The sequence below is a fragment of the Catenuloplanes niger genome (assembly GCF_031458255.1).
Taxonomy (GTDB): Bacteria; Actinomycetota; Actinomycetes; order Mycobacteriales; family Micromonosporaceae; genus Catenuloplanes; species Catenuloplanes niger.
Genome location: NZ_JAVDYC010000001.1, coordinates 2,872,120 through 2,888,190 on the forward strand (window position 1 = coordinate 2,872,120; position 16,071 = coordinate 2,888,190).

A 16,071-nucleotide genomic window follows, 5' to 3' on the forward strand; every position below is an offset into this window, starting at 1 on the left:
CCGCGTGGAGCGGGATTCCCGATGGGAGCGCAAAAACGCTGAAGGCCCGGCGGCACCGCGCCCCGCCGGCGGCCGACCGCGACGACCGCAATCGATCTACCGGCGCGCCGGGCCGCGGCGTCGCACCGGCCGCCGCAGCAGCCTCATGGATCACTTCCGCAACATGAAAAATACTCTGCGTAGTTAGAACAACGGACAGCTTCCGTACCCCCTATGGGGGTTTTGTCGCTTTGTCGCCTCAAGTTTCGCTTAAGTGCCGCCTGACCGTCTTTCCATGTCGCGACAAGATCGGCATCATGACAGCCGATCAACTCGAGGCTCGCCTTCACGCGTCGAGCGGGGTCGGCTGCCACCGGCTCCGCTCCGCAGCCGATCACACGGAAACCCGCAGCCAGGAGCCCGGACGGTAAGGGGCGTCGAGCCGCTTGGCGATGACCGCGGGCAGTTCGTGCGCACGCGCGGCGTCCACCGCGTAGGCGCCACCACCGGAGAAGTACGGCGGCGTCTGCCACCACTCGCCGGAGACGTCCAGATCAGCCAGCAACGAGCGCCGGTCCGCATAGCCCAGGCTCTCCGTGGACCGGCCCTCCAACCACAGCAGATCGAAGACCAGCAGCTGTACGGGGGCCCGCCCGGCCCGCCGCCGGGCCGCCCCCTCGATCCGTGACCGCAGCGCGGCCCGGCTCACGTGCCCCTCCCGGTCGAACGCGACCACCACGCCGTCCAGCACGCACTCGGTCGGCGCCAGCGACTCCGCCAGCCCGCGCAGCTCGCCGAACGCGCCGCTCAGGTCGTGCCCGCCCGCGTCCAGCAGGCGCAGCCGGCCGCCCTCCACACAGGCCAGCACGCGGATGCCGTCCCACTCCATCTCGTAGGCCCAGTCGGCGTCGCCGGCCGGCAGCCGCCCGGCCGGGATCGGGTGGACCGGCAGCAGGTGCTCGGGCATCGGGGTCCAGCCGGGGTCCGGCGGGTCCATCCGGTGGATCATCCAGTCCCGGTCCCGGGTCCGGAACAGCGCGTACCGCCCGGATATCCGGTCGCCGCGGAGCACCACGACGACCTCGTCGTCGCCCCACTTCTCCACCTCGTACCGGCCGCGGTCGAAGATCCGCATGGTGCCGCCGCCGTACTCGCCGCGCGGGATCTCGCCGGCGAACGTCGCGTACTCGATCGGGTGGTCCTCGGTGTGCACCGCGAGATGGTTGCGGTGCGGGTCGCGCGGCAGGCCACGCGGCACCGCCCAGCTGACCAGCACGCCGTCCCGCTCCAGCCGCAGGTCCCAGTGCAGGCGGCGAGCGTGGTGCTGGTGGATCACGAAGGAGTCGCCGGCCCCGAACCGGACCCGCCCCGGGATCGGCTCCGGGGTCCGCCGGGCGTCCCGCTTGCCACGATAAGCGTCGAGTCGGTCACCCATAGCCACATTGTGCGGCCGTTTCACCCAGATCGCCCTGTGATGGACGTGAATGAAAGGCTATCGTTACGGCGTCAGTAGCGGAAGTGACCGGCGACCTGCACCAGCTCCTCGGCCACCTCGGTGAGCCGGTCCGCCTCCTCGCGGGTGGCCGCCGACTCCTCCAGCGTCACCCGCACCGACCGGGACACCTCGGCCATCGTGCCGGCGATCTCGTCGCCCCGGCCGGACGCCTCCGACATGTTCCGGTTCATCTCTCCGGTCGTCGCGGACTGCTCGTCCACCGCGCCCGCGATCGTGGTCTGGAACTCGTTGATCCGCGCGATGATGTCGGTGATCCGCGCGATCGCCTCGCGCGCGGCCGTGGTGTCCGCCTGGATCTCCTGCACCTGCCCGACGATGCCCTCGGTGGCTCGCGCGGTCTCCTGGGCCAGGTCCTTCACCTCGCCGGCCACCACCGCGAAGCCCTTGCCGAGCTCGCCGGCGCGGGCCGCCTCGATCGTCGCGTTCAGCGCCAGCAGGTTCGTCTGGCCCGCGATGGCCGTGATGCTGCGGACCACGTTGTCGATCTCCGCGCTGGACGCGCTCAGCTTCGCCATCGTGTCGTTCGTCCGGGCCGCCGCCTCGGACGCCTCCGACGCCACCCGGACCGCCTCGTTCGCGCTCTGCGAGATCTCCCGGATGGACGCGCCCATCTCGGTGCTGCCCTGCGCGATCGTCCCGATGTTCGCCGACATCCGCGCGGACGCCTCGGTGGCGCCGCCGGCCCGCTCGCTCGCACCCTCGGCCGCGGCGCTGATCCGGCCGGACGCGTCCGACATCCGGCGCGCGGTCGCGCCCACCCGCTGGGCCGAACCGGCGAACGCCGCGACCGCGGTCCGCACGCTCTCGATCGCCTCGTTCGCCGCGGCCGCCATCCGGCCCAGCTCGTCCCGGGAGGTCACGGTCGCGCGGCGGGTCAGGTCGCCCCGGGCGAGCGCGCCCAGCACCTCGCTGACCTCGACCAGCGGACGCCGGATCGCCCGCAGCACGAACCAGGCGAGCAGCGACAGCAGCACCGCGCACGCGGCCTGCGACAGGCCGACCTGCCACTGTGCCGCGGACCGCTGATCGCTTACCGCCGCGGATGCCGCGGACGCGTCCGCGGCGAGTGCGTCGCTGACCGTCGGCAGACCCTCCTCGACCGCGCCGAAGCTCTCCAGGAAGGCGGCGTAGCCCGGTGGCACCTGACCCGGCGCGGTGATCTCGGCGAGCGTCCGCGCCGCCAGGCCCGTGTAGTTCTCGATCTCCGGGAGCACCGCGCGCGCAGCCGCCTGCACCTCGGCGCTCTCCTCCGTACCGGTCACGAAGTCCGAGACGTTCCGGGTGATCACCTCGCTGTGCTCCGCCAGGTCGGCCGCCGCCTCCTGGCGCTCCGCCGCGGTGCCGGCGAGCAGCGCACGCTGGACGTCACCGCGGATGGCGTCGTGGGCCATGTCCGCCTCCAGCGCCTGCCGGGTGGAGACGGACGCCTGCTCGAGCTCGCGGGCCCGCTCCGCCACGCTGTCCAGTGCCGTCATCGCCATGCCCGCTGTCACCACGAGCGAGACGAGCGCGAACGCCACGATCGACCCGATCTTGATGCCCACCGAGCGGTCCTTGATCCCCATAGCCTCATGGTGCGCAGGCGACCGCGGCCGATCGGGGGGAACGACGGAAATTGCCGGTCCGGCCACCCGGACCGGGCACCGGGAACGGGCGCCCGGGTGGGTGACGCGTCAGGTGAGCGGGACCGACGCGACCACGGCGGCGGCCAGCGCCTGCATGCCCGCGTCGGTCAGGTGCAGGTGGTCGGTGTGTGCGTAGGCCGGCAGCAGCATGGTCGGGTTGGCCGGGTCGCGCAGGGCCGCGTCGAAGTCGATCACCGCGTCGAACGCGCCGGACGTACGGATCCAGCCGTTCAGCGCCGCCCGGGTCGCCTCCCGGGCCGGCGTGTGCACCGGTGTGCCGTCGGGCAGGGTGAAACCGGCGTACGGCAGGATCGTGCCGCCGTAGACAGCGACGCCCCGCGCGTGCGCCTGATTGATCAACGTCTGGTACGCCGCCCGCAGGTCCCACGACGTGACCGGCAGGGAGTTGATCGTGCTGTTGATGTCGTTGACCCCCTCCAGCAGGATCACCGCGCGCACGTTCGGATGGCCGAGCAGTGCGTCGTGCGTGAACCGGTTGAGTGCGCTGAGCCCGTTCGTCGGGCCGGAGTCGAGCAACACCCGGTTGCCGGCGAGCCCCGCGTTCACCACCCCGAACCGGGGCGCGCCACCGGAGTCCGCGTGCAGGCGGCGGGCCAGGTAGTCGGGGTAGCGGCGGTTCGTCAGCGCCGTCGACGAGAACCCGTCGGTGAGCGAGTCGCCGAACGCCACGATCGTCCCGGTCGCGCTCGCGCTGACCACGTCGACGCCGGCGAGGTAGTACGTCCGGAAGTGCCGGGTGTCGTCCGCCGAGGACGCCGGCGGGAAGTCGGTGCTCGCGTCGTCGGCCGCGTGGTCGCCGGGGACGGAGATGTACGTCCTCGTCAGCCCGAACGGATGCCACACCGACGGTCCGGGTGCGTTCGCGATGTAGATGCTGACCAGCAGGTTCACGCCCGCGTTGATCGTCATGTCGACGGGGTCACTGATGATCTCCTGGCCGGCCGGCACCTCGATCCGGGGAAGCCCGCCGAAGGTGACCCGGTGGTGGGTGCCGGGCTTGACGACGCCGCCGATGCTCTGCTCGGCCAGGTCCACGTGACCGAGCACCAGCGGCGCGGTCCCGAACCGGTTCGAGATGCGCAGCCGGGGGGCCGTGCCGGCGCTGGAGGCGTAGACGACGTGGCGGATCGTCTGGTTGGCGAAGCTCGGGCCGCCGCCGTTGAGGGCCGCACCCCAGATGCCGACGCGGGTGTCCGCCGCCGGCGACGGGGTCGTGACGGGGGCCGCGGACGCGGCACGCGGGTCGGTGAGCGCGGCGGCGGCGACCGCCGGAACGGTCGCGAGGACGGTGCGCCTGCTGATGGGACGTGCACTCCGGGACATCGGCTGATGATCTCACATCTACCGATGCCCCGGGGGTACGCGCAGGTCAGGCGGCCGGCGTCGAACGCTGACCGTAGACGTTCTGGTAGCGGTCGTAGAGCGAGTCGATGTGGTGCTGCGGCAGCGGCTGGACCGGGCCGCGAAGCGTGGCGAAGTGCACGGTGCGCGCCACGTCCTCACACATCACCGCGGCCTTGACCGCGGCCTTCGCGTTCTTGCCGATGGTGAACGGCCCGTGGCTGCGCATCAGCACGGCCGGCGAGCGGTGGCCGGAGAGCGTCTCGACGATGCCCTTGCCGATGTCGTCGCTGCCGATCAGCGCGAACGGGCCGATCGGGATCGGGCCGCCGAACTCGTCGGCCATCGCGGTGATCACGCACGGGATCTCCTCGCCGCGCGCGGCCCAGGCGGTCGCGTACGGGCTGTGCGTGTGCACCACGCCGCCGACCTCGGGCATCGCCCGGTAGACGTACGCGTGCGAGTCGGTGTCGCTGGACGGGCCGTGCGCGCCGTCGACGACCGTGCCGTCCAGGTCGCAGACCACCATCGACTCCGGCGTCAGGTCGTCGTAGGAGAGACCACTCGGCTTGATCACCATGAGGTCGGCGCCGGGCACCCGGGCCGAGACGTTGCCGCTGGTCCACGTGACGAGGCCCCAGCGGGTCAGCTCGGAGTGCAGCAGGCACACCTCGGCCCGCAGCTTGGCCACGGTCTCGGTCAGCGAGGTCGGGATGGTCATGAATTCACCGCCTGGTTACGGATGGCGCGAAGCCGGTGGAGGGACTTGCTGCTCCGGCCGAACTGTTCGTGGAGCTCGGTGTAGATCTCGTAGAGCGCGTCGTACGCGTCCGCGCGGGCCGGGTCCGGCGTGTAGACGTCCCGGCGGATCTTGCCCATCGCGGCGGCCGCGGCCCGGATGTCCGGGTACGCGCCCGCGGCGACCGCGGCGTGGATCGCGGAGCCGAGCGCGGGCCCCTGGTCGGAGTCGATCAGGTGCAGCGGCCGGCGCAGCACGTCGGAGTAGATCTGCATCAGGAACTCGTTCTTCAGCAGGCCGCCCGCGACGATGAACTCGTTCACCGGCACGCCGGACGCCTCGAACGCGTCGACGATGGTGCGGGTGCCGAACGCCGTCGCCTCGATCAGCGCGCGGTAGACGTCCTCCGGCCGGGTGGCCAGCGTCTCGCCGATGATCACGCCGGACAGGTTGTGGTCGACCAGCACGGACCGGTTGCCGTTGTGCCAGTCCAGCGCGACCAGGCCGTGCGCGCCGACGGCCTGCCGGGCGGCGAGCGACGTGAGGTATCCGTGCAGCGAGACGCCCGCCGCGGCGGCGGCCTGCGCGTAGGAGGCCGGGACGAAGTTGTCGACGAACCAGCCGAAGATGTCGCCGACGCCGCTCTGACCGGCCTCGTAGCCGTACAGACCGGGGATGATCCCGTCCTGGACGACGCCGCACATGCCCGGCACCTCGGCGAGCCGGTCGGAGCTCATGATGTGGCAGGTGCTGGTGCCCATCACGGCGAGCATCTGGCCGGGCTCGACCGCGGCCGCGGCCGGCGCGGTGACGTGCGCGTCGACGTTGCCGACCGCGACCGCGATGCCCTCGGGCAGCCCGGTCCAGGCCGCGGCCTCCGCGGAGAGCGTGCCGGCCAGCCCGCCGAGCGGCGACAGGTCGAACCGGAGCTTGTCGACGAAACCGCCGAAGCTGGGGTTCAGCGCGGCCAGGAACTCGGTCGACGGCCAGTCGCCGTCCTGGTAGATGCCCTTGTAACCGGCGGTGCAGATGTTGCGCGACTCGACGCCGGTCAGCTGCCAGACGATCCAGTCCGCGGCCTCGATCCACCGGTCGGCCCGCGCGTAGACCTCCGGGTCCTCCTCCAGCACCTGGAGGCCCTTGGCGAACTCCCACTCCGAGGAGATCTTGCCGCCGTACCGGTTGATCCAGGGCTCCTTGCGCTCATGCGCGAGCGCGTTGATCCGGTCGGCCTGCGGCTGGGCCGCGTGGTGCTTCCATAGCTTGACGTAGGCGTGCGGCCGGTCCGCGAACCCGTCGACCTCGTTCAGCGGCGTGCCGTCCGCGAGCGTGGGCAGCACGGTGCAGGCGGTGAAGTCGGTGGCGATGCCGATCACCGAGGAGGCGGGCACGCCGGCCGCGGCCAGCGCCGCCGGCACGGTGACGCGCAGCACCTCACGGTAGTCCTCCGGCACCTGCAGCGCGGTGTCCGGCGCGAGCCGCACGGTCGAGCCGGGCAGCGTGCGCTCCACGACCGCGTGCGGGTATTCGTGGACGGCGCTGGCCAACTCGGCGCCGTCGGAGACGCGGACCACGACGGCGCGCCCGGATAGCGTGCCGTAGTCGACACCGATCACCACGCGATCGCTGTTAGCGCTCACAACAAGTCCTTCACTGGTCGATGAAACGGGCGGTGCTGGATCGGATCGCCAGCCGCGCGGGCACGATGTCGCGCAGCGCGTCCGGCGGGTGGTCCGGCCGGGCGGAGTCGAGCTGCGCCAGCAGCATACGCATGCTGCGCCGCCCGACTTCGGTGAAATCCTGGGTGACCGTGGTCAGCGGCGGCGGGAAGAACTCCGCCTCGGGTATGTCGTCGAAGCCGACCACGCTGACGTCCTCCGGCACCCGGATGTCGGCCTCGCGCAGTGCCCGGAGCGCGCCGAGCGCCATCTGGTCGTTGCCGACGAAGATCGCGGTTATCCGGCCCGGCTCCGCGCGTGCGAGCGCGGCCAGCTCCGCGCCGGCCTGGTAGCCGGAGCGCGGGCTCCAGTCGCCGCGGATCGGCGGCGGCACCGGCGCGCCGGCCGCGGTGAGCGCGGACCGCCAGCCGCGCACCCGGGCGTCCGCCTCCAGCCAGTCGGCCGGGCCGCCGATGTGCCAGACCGTGCGGTGGCCGAGGTCGAGCAGGTAACGGGTGGCGAGCGCGCCGCCGCCGGCCTGGTCGACCGCGACGATCGGCACGTCGCCCGCGTTCGGCCCCTCGACCGCGACGACCGGCAGCCCGAGCGGCATGTCGGTGATGGCCTCGATCGCGGCCTGCTGCGGCGCCAGCACGATGTAGCCGTCGACGGACTGGGCGGCCAGGTAGTCCAGCGCCTCCCGGACCGTCTCCCGGGTGATGCTCTTGAGGCTGACGATCGAGACGAAGTATCCGGCCTCGCGGGCCGCCTGCTCGATGCCGTAGAGCGTGCTGGCCGGGCCGAACAGCGTGGTGTCGAACGCGACCACGCCGAGCGTCTGGGTGCGGCTGGTGACGAGCGCGCGCGCCGAGAAGTTGCGCCGGTAGGCCAGCTCCTCGATCGCGGCGAGCACGCGGTCCCGCGTCTCCGGCCGGACGTTGGGGTGCTCGTTGAGCACCCGGGAGACCGTCTGGTGGGAGACGCCGGCGAGGCGCGCCACGTCGGCCATGATGGGCGGGCCGGAGGTCCGTCTGCGCGGCATGCGCGGTTCACCGCCTCCCGAAATCCGCCGTTCACAGCGCCGTGATGTGGGGAACATTGTTAGCGCTAACATCCGAGGTCGTCAAGGGCTGGTTTTACGGATCGCGACGGCCGACACGCACCCTGCGAGAACAGAGCGGATTCACGATCATCAAAACCCCTCGGCGGTACGCGCAGAGGCCCCCGGCCCGGCGACGCGCGCCGGACCGGGGGCAACCCCAGCGGAAGGACTACAGGGCCGGGTAGGCGTTGTTCATCAGCTCGGTCAGCTGCGCCGGGAAGAACGCGCCGGAGATCGGGGCGTTCGGCAGCGCGCCGCTCATGCTGTTGCCGTTCCGGGCGTTACCGGTGTAGGTCGGGTCGCACATCCGGTCGAAGCCCTTGCCCTCGGTGTTCGGGATGAGCTCGCTGGAGCCGTCCGACTCACCCGGCGGCTTGACCCAGACGTACGCGTCGATGCCCGGCTCCGGGGCCGCCTTCGGCCGCTCGCCCAGGCCCGCACCGGACTGGTTGCACCAGTTGCCGGCGTGGATGCGACGGTCGACGCGGGACTCGTTGACCCAGGTGTCCATCACGGTCGACGTGCTGGCCGCGGTCGGCCGGTTCGGGCCGCCCCAGCCGTTGCGGCTGGTGTCGATCAGCATGCCGATGTCCGAACGGAAGCCCTTGGCGATCAGCTCGTTGCGGAACGCCTGCGCGAACGACAGCTCGTCCGTGTAGAAGTTCCAGTCCACCCACTTCGACTGCCGCACGGACTGGCCGTTGACGGTGCTGGTGATGGTGACGAACGGCTCCTTCAGCGCGGAGTAGTTCGCCGTGTTCGTGATGAAGCCGTGCACGTTGGCCACGGTGCTGCCGGAGGCGTTGGCGGCCTGGGCGAACAGCGTCGCGGTCGGGCCGAAGTTGGTGTCCCAGCCGATCCAGCCGTGGTGCGCCGCGTCGATGTAGTTGTAGACGTTGCCGATCGGGCCCAGCTTGGCCAGCGCGTAACCGACGCCCTCGACGTACCCGTTGTTGGCCTTCATCGTGCGGCACATCTCGGTGCCGGCCGCGCCGTCGACGTTCGTCACCAGGTTCGGCAGCGAGTCGATCTCGACGATGTTGATGATCCGCAGGTTCTTGTACTTCGGGTCCGCCTGGATCGCCGCGATCGGGTCGATGTACTGCGTCTTGTACCTCGGCAGCTCCGTCGGGCCGAGCTCACCGTTGGAGGCGAGCGCGGCACAGTCCCGGCCGGGCAGGTTGTAGATGACGAACTGGATGTAGCCCGCGCCCTGCGCCAGCGCCGCGTCCAGGTGGTCACGCACGCCCATCGAGCCGTTCGAGCTGCTGCCCTCGGTGCCCTCGATGGCCGCGATCCGGTCGATCCAGACGGCCGTCGGGTTGCTGGAGATCCGGCTGCCGCCGGCGACCGACTCCGCCTTCGCCTTCCACTCCGGGTTCACGTAGCCCTGCGCGCCCACGTAGGGGTTGTCGACCTTCTGGCCGGCCGGGGTCGACGGGCCGGGCGTGGTCGGGCCCGGCGTCGGCGTGCCCGGGTTGCCGGTCGGCGTCGAGGTCGGCGTGCCGGCGACCGCGCCGGTGCAGACCGTGCCGTTCAGCGAGAACGAGGTCGGCGCCGTGTTGGTGCCGGAGTAGGTGGCCTGGAAGCCGGGGTTCACCGACGCGTTCGTGCCGAGCGACGCGGCCCAGGACGGGTTCCGCACCGTCACCGAGGTGCCGGACTGGCTGATCTCACCGTTCCAGCCCTGGGTCACCTGCTGGTTGCCGGCCCAGGTCCAGGTGATGTTCCACCCGCTGGTGATCGGGTCGCCGAGGTTGGTCACCGTCAGGTTGCCGGTGAAGCCGCTGTTCCACTGGTTCACGGTGTAACTGACCCGGCAGCCCGCGGCCGCGCTGGCCTGCGAGGCGGCCACGACGATGCCGGTGGTGCCGAGCGCGAGCGCGGTGACGGCGGTCAGGCCGCGGCGCCATCGCTGCGAAGAACTCGTCATGCTGATTTTCTCCTAGGTTGTCGCAGATAGCCGAGGGCGCACTGATTTCCGCTCGGCACGGCGTGACGTCCGCGGGGTGCGAGAGACCGCGGGAGAAACACCGGTTGACCTGCCCGACCGACCCGGACGGCGAGCAACACACGAAGGGGGTCCGGCCCGCCTCGCGATCGGTGAGACACCGCTCGCGTGCCCTGTGGCGGCCGTGCGCATCGGCTCCGGATGCGACTGCCGTGAGTTTTGCATGGGAGGGCTCCCATGCACAAGAGATGACGAAACGATTACCGCATCGTTGCACGTCAACGTGTCGAAACAGACGAACGTCCATTTCAACTGGCCAGCGCGTCGCCGACACTGTGGACGGTCGATGTGCCAACCACCCGGACGAACCTTGTGACGCGCCGAAACCGTGCACTAACTTCGATGTTGGCCGGATCGTCGGCACGGCCGCAAGGGAGTGACGTGCTTCCACTCGTGATACCGCCGGGCACCGTGCTGCGGCTGGCCAGGGACGAGCAGCGCGCCGGCGTGTGGCCGATCTGGATCCGGATCGACCGGCTGGGCCTGCGGGACGACCGCTGGCAGCTCGTCGAGGGGCATCAGCTCGCGGACGACGGCACGCCGATGGGCAGCGTGCAGGTCTGGGCCGCCCTGGACGCACTCCGGAGAGGACTCGGATGACCACCACGCTGTACGGGCCCGTGTTCCGCGCCGACCCGCACGCGGTCTACCGCACCATGCGCGAGGAGGCGCCGGTGCACCGCGTCGAGCTGGCCGGCGGCGTGGAGGCGTGGCTGATCACGCGGTACGACGACGCGAAGGCCGCGCTCACCGACCCGCGCCTGGTCAAGGGCGTGCTGCACCCACCGAACCGGATGGGCATCCCGGCGGACGTGCACTCCGCGATCACGCACCACATGCTCTCCGCGGACCCACCGGACCACACCCGGCTGCGGCGGCTGGTCTCGGCCACGTTCACGCCGCGCCGGATCGACGCGCTGCGGCCGCGGATCACGGAGCTGACCGGCGAGCTGCTGGACGCGATGCACGGGCTCGGCGAGGCGGACCTGATCGAGACGTTCGCGTTCCCGCTGCCGATCGCGGTGATCTCCGAGCTGCTCGGCGTGCCGGTGGAGGACCGGGACTCGTTCCGCGACTGGTCGAACCTGGTCACCTCGCCCGGCGAGCGGCGCGCCGAGTCGCCCCGCGCGGTGCTCGCGCTGCACGGCTACGTCCAGGAGCTGATCGCGCGGAAGCGGAAGGCGCCCGGCGACGACCTGCTCTCCGGCATGCTCGCGGTGCGCGACGACGGCGACCGGCTGACCGAGGACGAGCTGGCCTCCACCGTCTTCCTGCTGCTCATCGCGGGGCACGAGACCACGGTCAACCTGATCGCGAACGGCGCCTACCGCCTGCTCGAGACGCGGGAGCGCTGGGTGGAGCTGCGGGCGCGGCGCGAACTGCTGCCGTCCGCGATCGAAGAATTCCTGCGCTTCGACAGCCCGGTGCAGACCAGCACGCACCGGGTCAGCACGGCGCCGCTGACGATCGGCGGCGTGGACGTCCCGGCCGGCGCGACGGTGCTGATCAGCCTGCTCTCGGCGAACATGGACGGCGCGCGCTACCCGGACCCGGAGCACCTCCGGCTGTCCCGGACCGGCACGCCGCACCTCGCGTTCGGCCACGGCATCCACTACTGCCTGGGCGCGCCGCTGGCCCGGCTGGAGGCGCAGATCGCGTTCACCGGCCTGCTCGACCGCTTCCCGGAGCTGCGGATGGCGTTCTCCCCGGCGGAGCTGACCTGGCGGCCCGGCGCGCTGATCCACGGCCTGGAGGCACTGCCGGTGAGCGGCCTCGCCCCGCGTCACCCGTGACCGCCGGCCCGGTCGCCGGGCACGGGCGTGTCCCGGTGGCCGGCCGGGCCGAGCTGAGGGCGGGCCCGACCTTCGCGGAGTGGCTGGCCGGGCGAGACAAATGACCTAGGGTGGATACGCCGGGCACGTAACAGGACGGCGACAACCGGTATATCGGGACGACACCTGCCCACGACAGCCTGAATCGCTCATTCCGTGGGCGGTGGGCGGACGGGAGCAGGGCGGGCGTGGATCTGAACACGATCTCCGAGGTCGTCACGGTGCGGGACGCGCCGGATCTCGCCGCGTGGCGGCCCGGCGACGCCTGGCTGGGCGGCGGCACCTGGCTCTTCTCCGAGCCGCAGCCGCACCTGCGCCGGCTGATCGACCTGCCGGGTCTGCGCTGGCCGGCGCTGACCGTCACGGACGAGGGCCTGGAGATCGCCGCGACCTGCACGCTGGCGGAGCTGCACGCGTTCGCCGCGCCGGACGACTGGCCCGCCGCCCGGCTCTTCCCGCGGGCGTGCCGCGCGCTGCTGGGCAGCTTCAAGATCTGGAACGCGGCCACGGTCGGCGGCAATCTCTGTCTGGCGCTGCCGGCCGGGCCGATGATCTCGCTGACCGCCGCGCTGGACGGCGTCTGCACGGTCTGGGGCCCGTCCGGGCCGCGCACGCTCGACGTCCTCGACTTCGTCACCGGCCCGCAGCGGAACGCGCTGCGCCCCGGTGAGCTGCTGCGCTCGGTGCGGTTGCCGGTCGCGGCGCTGCGGGCACCGACCGCGTTCCGGCAGGTCTCGCTGAGCCCGGTGGGCCGGTCCGCCGCGCTGCTGATCGGGCGGCGCACGGCCGGGCTGGAGCTGACCGTGACCGCGTCCGTGGTCCGGCCGCTGCGCCTGTCGTTCGGGACGCCGCCGGCCGCGGCCGAGCTGCGCGAGGCGATCGCCGCGATCCCGGCCGAGAGCTACCACGACGACGTGCACGGCTCGCCCGCCTGGCGGCGGCACATGACGTTCGAGCTGGCCGAGGGGATCCGTCATGAGCTATTCGATTGACGGCACCGGGACCACCGCGACGCCGCGCCCCGGGCAGTGCCTGCGCACGTTCCTGCGCGAGCAGGGCGCGACCGGCGTGCGCAAGGGCTGCGACACGGGTGACTGCGGCGCCTGCACGGTGTGGCTGGACGGCACGCCGGTGCACAGCTGCGTGACGCCCGCGTTCCGGGCCCGGGGCCGCGAGGTGACCACGGTGGCGGGCCTGGCCGACGGTGACGACCTGCACCCGGTGCAGCGCGGGTTCCTGGAGGCGCAGGGCTTCCAGTGCGGGTTCTGCACCAGCGGCATGATCATGACGGCGGCCGCGCTGAGCGACGCCCAGCGCGCGGACCTGCCGCACGCGCTCAAGGGCAACCTGTGCCGGTGCACCGGGTACCGCGCGATCGAGGACTCGATCAACGGCGTACGGCACGTGGCGGAGCCGGAGCCGGGCCACGCCGCCGGCCACAACGCACCGGCGCCGGGCGGCCGCGCGATCGTCACCGGCAAGGCGCTGTTCACGCTGGACCTGCCGCCGAACGGGCTGTTGCACATGAAGCTGCTGCGCTCGCCGCACGCGCACGCCCGGATCGTGGCGATCGACACCAGCGCGGCGCTGGCCGTACCCGGGGTGCGCCTGGTCCTGACGCACGAGGACGCGCCGAAGCGGCTCTACTCCAGCGCGCGGCACGAGCACATGACGGACAACCCGGACGACACGCGCGTGCTGGACGACGTGGTCCGGCACGTCGGGCAGCGGGTGGCGGCCGTGGTGGCGGAGACCGTGGCCGCGGCCGAGGAGGGCGTGCGCGCGCTGGTCGTCGACTACGAGGTGCTGCCCGCCGTCCTCGACCCGGAGCTGGCGATGCGGCCCGGCGCGCCGGTGATCCACGACAAGCCGGCCGAGGAGTCGCGGATCGCGTTCCCGGAGCGGAACACGGTCGCGGAGATCCACGGCAACCTGGGCGACGTCGCGGCCGGCTTCGACGAGGCGGACGTGATCTACGAACAGATCTTTCACACCCAGCGGGTACAGCACGCGGCGCTGGAGACGCACGGCTGCGTGGCCTGGGTGGACGAGCACGGCGCGCTCACCGTGCGGACCAGCACGCAGGTGCCGTTCCTGACCCGGCAGGCGCTCTGCGCGGTGTTCAACCTGCCGCCGGAGCACGTGCGGGTGCTCACCGTGCGGGTCGGCGGCGGCTTCGGCGGCAAGCAGGAGATGCTGGTCGAGGACGTCGCCGCGCTCGCCGCGCTGCGGCTGGGCCGGCCGGTGCAGCTGGAGCTGACGCGCGAGGAACAGTTCACCGGCACGACCAGCCGGCACCCGATGGCCATCTGGGTACGGGCCGGTGCGCGCGAGGACGGCACGCTCACCGCGCTGCAGCTGCGGGTCGTCTCGGACACCGGCGCGTACGCGAACCACGCGGTCGGCGTGCTGCACCACGGCTGCGGCGAGTCGGTCGCGGTCTACCGCTGCCCGAACAAGAAGGTCGACGCGTACGCGGTCTACACGAACACGGTGCCGGCCGGTGCGTTCCGCGGCTACGGGCTGAGCCAGACCGTCTTCGCCGTCGAGTCCGCGATGGACGAGCTGGCCCGGTTGCTGCATATGGACCCGATCGCGTTCCGGGAGCGCAACGTGGTCCGGCCCGGCGATCCGATGGTCTCGGTCAGCAACGAGCTCGACGACGTGGAGTACGGCAGCTACGGGCTGGACCAGTGCCTGACGCTGGTCCGGGACGCGCTCGCGGACGCGCCCGAGCCGGCGCCCGAGCCGGGCTGGCTGACCGGCGACGGCGTGGCACTGTCGCTGATCAACACGATTCCGCCGCGCGGGCACCACGCGGAGGCGGACGTGCGGCTGCTGCCGGACGGCACGTACCAGCTGATGGTCGGCACCACGGAGTTCGGCAACGGCACCTCGACCGTGCACGTCCAGCTGGCCGCGACCGCGTTGCGGACCACGCCGGACCGGGTGGCGATCGCGCAGTCGGACACCGCGCTGGTCGCGCACGACACCGGCGCGTACGGCTCGACCGGCATCGTGGTGGCCGGCAAGGCGACGCTCCTGGCCGCGGAGGCGTTGCGGGAGCGCCTCCAGGCCGCGGCCGCGGTGCTGACCACGTTGCCGCCCGAGGAGTGCGAGCTGACCGCGGACGGCGTGGTCTGCGGCGACGGGACGATGCTGGGCCTGCCGGAGCTGCACCGGCGCGCGGCCGAGGGCGGGCTGCCGGTGGCGGCGCACGCGGTCACCGACGGCACGCCGCGCTCGGTCGCGTTCAACGTGCACGGTTTCCGGGTCGCGGTGCGCCCGCGTACCGGCGAGATCAAGATCTTGAAGAGCGTGCAGTCGGCGGACGCGGGCGTGGTGCTGAACCCGATGCAACTGGTCGGGCAGATCGAGGGCGGCGTGGCGCAGGCGATCGGCGCGGCGGTCTACGAGGAGATGCGGATCGACGCGGGCGGCCACGTGGTGAACCCCGCGCTGCGCGGTTACCACCTGCCGCAGTTCGCGGACGTGCCGCACACCGAGGTGCTGGTCGCCAGGACCGAGGACGCGCTCGGCCCGCTGGGCGCGAAGTCGATGAGCGAGAGCCCGTTCAACCCGGTCGCGCCCGCGCTGGCGAACGCGGTCCGGGACGCGACCGGCGTGCGGCTGACGTCGCTGCCGCTCGGCCGGGACCGGGTGTGGGAGGCGCTCGCGCTGGCCGGCGTGACCGCGGACGACCCGGCCGGCGGTCCGGCACACGCGGTCTCGGTGCTGGCCGGGCTGCCCGAGGAGACGGCGGTGGAGCGACGATGACGGATCGGCGGTTCCTGGACCAGGCGGTGGCGGCCGCGGTGGCGAACGTGGGCACCGGCGGCGGGCCGTTCGGCGCGCTGGTGGTACGCGCCGGCGAGGTGGTCGCGACCGGCGTCAACCAGGTCACCAGCACGCTCGACCCGACCGCGCACGCGGAGGTGGTGGCGATCCGGGGCGCCTGCCGCGCGCTCGGCACGTTCAAGCTGGACGGCTGCGTGCTGGTCAGCTCGTGCGAGCCGTGCCCGTTGTGCCTGGCCGCCGCGCTGTGGGCCCGGGTGGACCGGGTGGTCTACGCGGCGGACCGGCACGACGCGGCGGAGGCGGGCTTCGACGACCGCGCGTTCTACGACCTGTTCGCCCGGCCGCGCGCGGAGTGGCCCGTGCCGGTGGTGCAGGCGGACGCGACCGACCGGGTGGCGCCTTTTACCGCGTGGACGAACCGGCCGGACCGGGTCGAGTACTGAGCGCGT

The 16,071-nt window shown here is 72.3% G+C and carries 12 protein-coding genes; 5 read left to right on the forward strand and 7 right to left on the reverse strand.

The features are described from left to right. Positions 1 to 373: 373 nt before the first annotated feature. From J2S44_RS12380 to J2S44_RS12410, 7 genes are all read right to left on the reverse strand, one after another. On the reverse strand, positions 374 to 1,414 hold the full coding sequence (locus tag J2S44_RS12380) for a DNA polymerase ligase N-terminal domain-containing protein (RefSeq protein ID WP_310412303.1): 1,041 nt from the start codon (positions 1,412 to 1,414) through the stop codon (positions 374 to 376). A gap of 71 nt (positions 1,415 to 1,485) precedes the next feature. Beyond that, positions 1,486 to 3,060: a methyl-accepting chemotaxis protein gene (locus J2S44_RS12385; protein WP_310412306.1), complete on the reverse strand. Its 1,575-nt coding sequence runs from the start codon at positions 3,058 to 3,060 to the stop codon at positions 1,486 to 1,488. A 108-nt stretch (positions 3,061 to 3,168) separates the two neighbouring features. Further along, positions 3,169 to 4,464, reverse strand: coding sequence for an SGNH/GDSL hydrolase family protein (locus J2S44_RS12390; RefSeq protein WP_310412309.1), 1,296 nt, complete (start codon positions 4,462 to 4,464; stop codon positions 3,169 to 3,171). 46 nt (positions 4,465 to 4,510) lie between these two features. Beyond that, entirely contained in the window at positions 4,511 to 5,203 is a 693-nt protein-coding gene (locus J2S44_RS12395; RefSeq protein ID WP_310412312.1) for an L-ribulose-5-phosphate 4-epimerase, read from the reverse strand. Continuing rightward, the gene (locus J2S44_RS12400) at positions 5,200 to 6,861 is read right to left on the reverse strand and encodes a ribulokinase (RefSeq protein WP_310412315.1); all 1,662 of its coding nucleotides are present in this window, start codon (positions 6,859 to 6,861) and stop codon (positions 5,200 to 5,202) included. Before J2S44_RS12400 ends, J2S44_RS12395 begins: the two co-directional genes overlap by 4 nt. Positions 6,862 to 6,871: 10 nt before the next feature. Next, the gene (locus tag J2S44_RS12405; RefSeq protein WP_310412318.1) at positions 6,872 to 7,921 is read right to left on the reverse strand and encodes a LacI family DNA-binding transcriptional regulator; all 1,050 of its coding nucleotides are present in this window, start codon (positions 7,919 to 7,921) and stop codon (positions 6,872 to 6,874) included. A gap of 229 nt (positions 7,922 to 8,150) precedes the next feature. After that, on the reverse strand, positions 8,151 to 9,914 hold the full coding sequence (locus J2S44_RS12410) for a glycoside hydrolase family 6 protein (protein WP_310412321.1): 1,764 nt from the start codon (positions 9,912 to 9,914) through the stop codon (positions 8,151 to 8,153). A gap of 459 nt (positions 9,915 to 10,373) precedes the next feature. On the opposite strand from J2S44_RS12410, the gene J2S44_RS12415 reads away from it, so the two are divergent. The 5 genes from J2S44_RS12415 to J2S44_RS12435 all read left to right on the forward strand — a co-directional run bounded on the left by J2S44_RS12415 (position 10,374) and on the right by J2S44_RS12435 (position 16,065). Further along, complete coding sequence (locus J2S44_RS12415; RefSeq protein ID WP_310412325.1) at positions 10,374 to 10,592, forward strand: hypothetical protein; 219 nt, start codon at positions 10,374 to 10,376, stop codon at positions 10,590 to 10,592. Further along, positions 10,589 to 11,785 (forward strand): cytochrome P450 family protein, encoded by a 1,197-nt coding sequence (locus tag J2S44_RS12420; protein WP_310412328.1) that lies wholly within the window; start codon positions 10,589 to 10,591, stop codon positions 11,783 to 11,785. Before J2S44_RS12415 ends, J2S44_RS12420 begins: the two co-directional genes overlap by 4 nt. Before the next feature lie 227 nt (positions 11,786 to 12,012). Then, entirely contained in the window at positions 12,013 to 12,816 is an 804-nt protein-coding gene (locus J2S44_RS12425; protein WP_310412330.1) for an FAD binding domain-containing protein, read from the forward strand. Further along, a complete protein-coding gene (locus J2S44_RS12430) occupies positions 12,800 to 15,601 on the forward strand; it encodes a molybdopterin-dependent oxidoreductase (RefSeq protein WP_310412333.1) in 2,802 nt (933 codons plus the stop codon). Before J2S44_RS12425 ends, J2S44_RS12430 begins: the two co-directional genes overlap by 17 nt. After that, the gene (locus J2S44_RS12435; RefSeq protein WP_310412336.1) at positions 15,598 to 16,065 is read left to right on the forward strand and encodes a nucleoside deaminase; all 468 of its coding nucleotides are present in this window, start codon (positions 15,598 to 15,600) and stop codon (positions 16,063 to 16,065) included. The genes J2S44_RS12430 and J2S44_RS12435 overlap by 4 nt, the downstream gene beginning before the upstream one ends. Positions 16,066 to 16,071 lie beyond the last annotated feature (6 nt).

Excerpts from the sequence above, each read along its gene's own strand:
- J2S44_RS12380 (WP_310412303.1), bottom strand. The coding sequence starts at position 1,414 with ATGGGTGACCGACTCGACGCTTATCGTGGCAAGCGGGACGCCCGGCGG.
- J2S44_RS12385 (WP_310412306.1), bottom strand. The coding sequence starts at position 3,060 with ATGGGGATCAAGGACCGCTCGGTGGGCATCAAGATCGGGTCGATCGTG.
- J2S44_RS12390 (WP_310412309.1), bottom strand. The coding sequence starts at position 4,464 with ATGTCCCGGAGTGCACGTCCCATCAGCAGGCGCACCGTCCTCGCGACC.
- J2S44_RS12395 (WP_310412312.1), bottom strand. The coding sequence starts at position 5,203 with ATGACCATCCCGACCTCGCTGACCGAGACCGTGGCCAAGCTGCGGGCC.
- J2S44_RS12405 (WP_310412318.1), bottom strand. The coding sequence starts at position 7,921 with ATGCCGCGCAGACGGACCTCCGGCCCGCCCATCATGGCCGACGTGGCG.
- J2S44_RS12410 (WP_310412321.1), bottom strand. The coding sequence starts at position 9,914 with ATGACGAGTTCTTCGCAGCGATGGCGCCGCGGCCTGACCGCCGTCACC.
- J2S44_RS12420 (WP_310412328.1), top strand. The coding sequence starts at position 10,589 with ATGACCACCACGCTGTACGGGCCCGTGTTCCGCGCCGACCCGCACGCG.
- J2S44_RS12430 (WP_310412333.1), top strand. The coding sequence starts at position 12,800 with ATGAGCTATTCGATTGACGGCACCGGGACCACCGCGACGCCGCGCCCC.
- J2S44_RS12435 (WP_310412336.1), top strand. The coding sequence starts at position 15,598 with ATGACGGATCGGCGGTTCCTGGACCAGGCGGTGGCGGCCGCGGTGGCG.